This is a genomic window from Flavobacterium agri, from assembly GCF_013401995.1.
GTDB lineage: Bacteria > Bacteroidota > Bacteroidia > Flavobacteriales > Flavobacteriaceae > Flavobacterium > Flavobacterium agri.
Genome location: NZ_JACBJI010000024.1, coordinates 1 through 3,146 on the forward strand (window position 1 = coordinate 1; position 3,146 = coordinate 3,146).

Here is a 3,146-nt window from a genome sequence, read left to right on the forward strand (position 1 = left end):
CAGGTGAACGGCGGAACCAACGAGCGCATCTTCCTGAACGCCTACGACGACCTGGGCCAGCTCGTCGAAAAGCAGGTAGGCCAGATCGGCACAGGCGCGCTGCAGCACGTCGACTACAAATACAACATCCGCGGCTGGCTCACCGACATCAACGACGTCGACCCGGGCCACGCCTCAGGCGACCTGTTCTCGTTCCGCATCAACTACGACACTGTCGGGGACGACCTCGACGACGAGGTCAGCCCGCTCTACAACGGCAACATCTCCGAGACGTTCTGGAGAAGTTCCTCGGACGGTTTCCAACGCAAATACGGCTATAAGTACGACGGGCTGAACCGCCTGCTGCACGCCTATTACCAAAGACCTTACGAGAACGTTCCGCGCAGCAGGTCCTACGACGAGTGGATGGCCTACGACAGGAACGGCAACATCACCTCTTTGGGCCGCAACGGCGACTACGAAGACCTCACGGCCGTACAGCCCATAGACGACCTGGTCTATACCTACGAGCCCCACACCAACAAACTGGTCGATGTGGATGACCTCGAAGCCCACGCCTCGGGCTTCAACGACGGCAATACGGGCGATGATTACGGCTACGACACCTACGGCAACATGACCGCCGACAAGAACAAGGACATCGGCACGATCACCTACAACCACCTGAACCTTCCATTGAAGATTCTATACTTTGACGGCAGCTTCATCACCTACCAATACAACGCCTCCGGCACCAAAGTCCGCAAGCTCGTGAGCAAGCAGGTCGGCAGCAACCAGGAACAGACCACGACGGTCTACCAGCAGGGCTTCCAGTACGAGAACAACACCCTGCAGTTCATCGCGCATCCCGAAGGCTACATCAAGGCTACGAAGGTCGGCAACGCCTACCAGTTCAACTACGTCTACCAGTACAAGGACCACCTGGGCAACATCCGCATGAACTACGCGCTTGACCCGAGCGACAACGAAGTCAAGATCCTCAACGAAGACCATTACTACCCGTTCGGGCTCAAGCACACCAACTACAACTCGGACGTGAAGAACTTCCAGGAAGACCCGGGTTTTTCGACATTACGAATAATTCAGGTATCTTCGGAGGGGAATACGTATCGGTATAAGTACAATGGAAAGGAGTGGCAGGATGAGCTGGGGCTTAACTTCTACGACTATGGAGCAAGGAATTATGACCCAGCGATTGGGAGGTGGATGAATATTGACCCGCTGGCGGAGACTTCAAGGAGATGGTCTCCCTACGATTACGCTTACAATAACCCAATTGTTTTTGTTGACCCTGATGGAATGCAGGCCAAATGGATTCCTGGGGTAGATGGTAAGGCGATTACCTATACAACTGATAAAAATGGAAATCTGACGGTAAGTCAAAACGCAACAGAAGATACTAAAACTATAGTTGCTGGCATTAACGAGTCTAAGAGTGAGAAAGCTAAAAGTCAGTTTAAGGGCATTGCTGATAGCGAAGGAAAGGTTAATTTAGTGATTGATAAGGAAAATACTGGCGCTAATGGCAGCAAATTATATGGTCTTCATCAACCTCACGATGCTTCGGGAAAAGCGCTAAATTGGAACAAAGACACTCAATCTTTTGATGGAACACCAGAAACAATCGTAGATTCAAAAGGAAATACAATTTATAAAGAAGCGACAATCACAATTTTTGATAAAAATTTCGATGACTTGTCTAATAATAAGTTTGCGGTATTGGGAAAAACAGGAATTTGGGATTCAGGGCTGACAAAATCAGACGCTATGACAGGAACGGTATCTCACGAGATTGACCATAATCTTAATCCGTATTCAATTGAGGCAATTATTGATAGAGCTAATGGTCGTACAAATAACTATGAAGTCGAACCTCCTGCTTATCAGGTTCAAAAAAAGGTTCACGAAGAAATTAAAGCAGCAAGACAATAAATTATGAAACAAATTCTTCTTATCATCAGTATAGTAATAATTCTTGGTTGTAGCTCAGTAAAGACGGGAGTTCTATCTAATAATGAAACGTTGCGAAAGATAGAGACCTTCCTGAACGACAACATCCCGCAATATAAGACCATTGTTGAAAATGGATTTTCCCATACAGAAGATGGAACATTAATTGGATATAGCATTTATGATTTAACTGACACTACGAATGTCAATAAAAAAGTACCAGATGATGGTCTGCCAAAAATTAAATTCGTAAAAGGCCATTTCTATCATGTCTCGCCTGTTATTTCCTCTATTTCTTACAGTAGCATATTTTATTTTGATGGCAACGATTTTCGAGTTTTTAAATTTGTCAATTGTCCAAATCTTGGAATTAAAATTGACGAAGTATTGGAGTTTGCAGACAAGGAACTTGGAGGTAATCCAAGAAAGGTTCAAATTCTAACTAATATCGAGAATTACAGGAAATTTGGATATTATATTGAGGAGGATAATTATTCGCAACTGAACTGTAATTAAATCATTTAAAACAAATTTTGATGATTTGCTTTCGGTTTGAAATTCCAAAAGTTAAAAAGCCACACTTCACCGTGTTTCATTCAATCCCATAATCAAATACTTCAACCCGCCCTTGCAATAATCCAATTCCCAAGCATCCCTATTGTCAACCAACGTTTGGGTAATGTTCCAGAATTAGTGATGGTGTCTACACGACATCATAACATTTTGGGTAATGTATCAGAATTAGTGATGGCATCTATATAGTATCATAACGTTTTGTAAATCAATTATTAATTCAATAATAACAAACAAAAAGGAGTGCTTTATGCACTCCTTTTTACATTAGAAAAAACCTTAAAACAATCAATATTGATGGAAAGCGACACCTCGTGTATCAAAATTAGTGATGGAAACCCCATGTTCATCCGTGTCAACTTTTGAAGCGATAAATTTTTTGACACATTTCTGTAGCAAATAAAAATGTGAAATATTTTTTGCTACAAGAATACAGTCACAACTCCAGTCCCCAAACCTCAGACCGGTGTTTCGTTCCCCAAGTTTTCCCGAATCTTCCCGCGGACACTCATTTTGCGCAGCGCGCAAGCAAAATGTCAATAAACACTTCCGTCTTCCTGCGCCATGATCGCACAGGCGGGTACCTGACGCCGCAAAGGCTTGGAAAAAAGCGAAAAACTGTC

3 protein-coding genes are annotated in these 3,146 nt (G+C 44.0%); 2 read left to right on the plus strand and 1 reads right to left on the minus strand.

Annotation, left to right across the window (positions count from 1 at the left end; translation table 11 throughout):
- Both HZF10_RS17795 and HZF10_RS17800 read left to right on the plus strand, forming a co-directional pair.
- A partial coding sequence (locus tag HZF10_RS17795) for an RHS repeat domain-containing protein (RefSeq protein ID WP_176007593.1) occupies positions 1-1,932 on the plus strand: 1,932 nt, incomplete at its 5' end.
- Positions 1,933-1,935: 3 nt separating this feature from the next.
- Entirely contained in the window at positions 1,936-2,466 is a 531-nt protein-coding gene (locus HZF10_RS17800) for a hypothetical protein (protein WP_176007594.1), read from the plus strand.
- A 345-nt stretch (positions 2,467-2,811) separates the two neighbouring features.
- Here HZF10_RS17800 and HZF10_RS17975 read toward each other — a convergent pair.
- The coding region (locus HZF10_RS17975; protein WP_217703412.1) for a hypothetical protein at positions 2,812-3,146 on the minus strand (335 nt) is incomplete at its 5' end.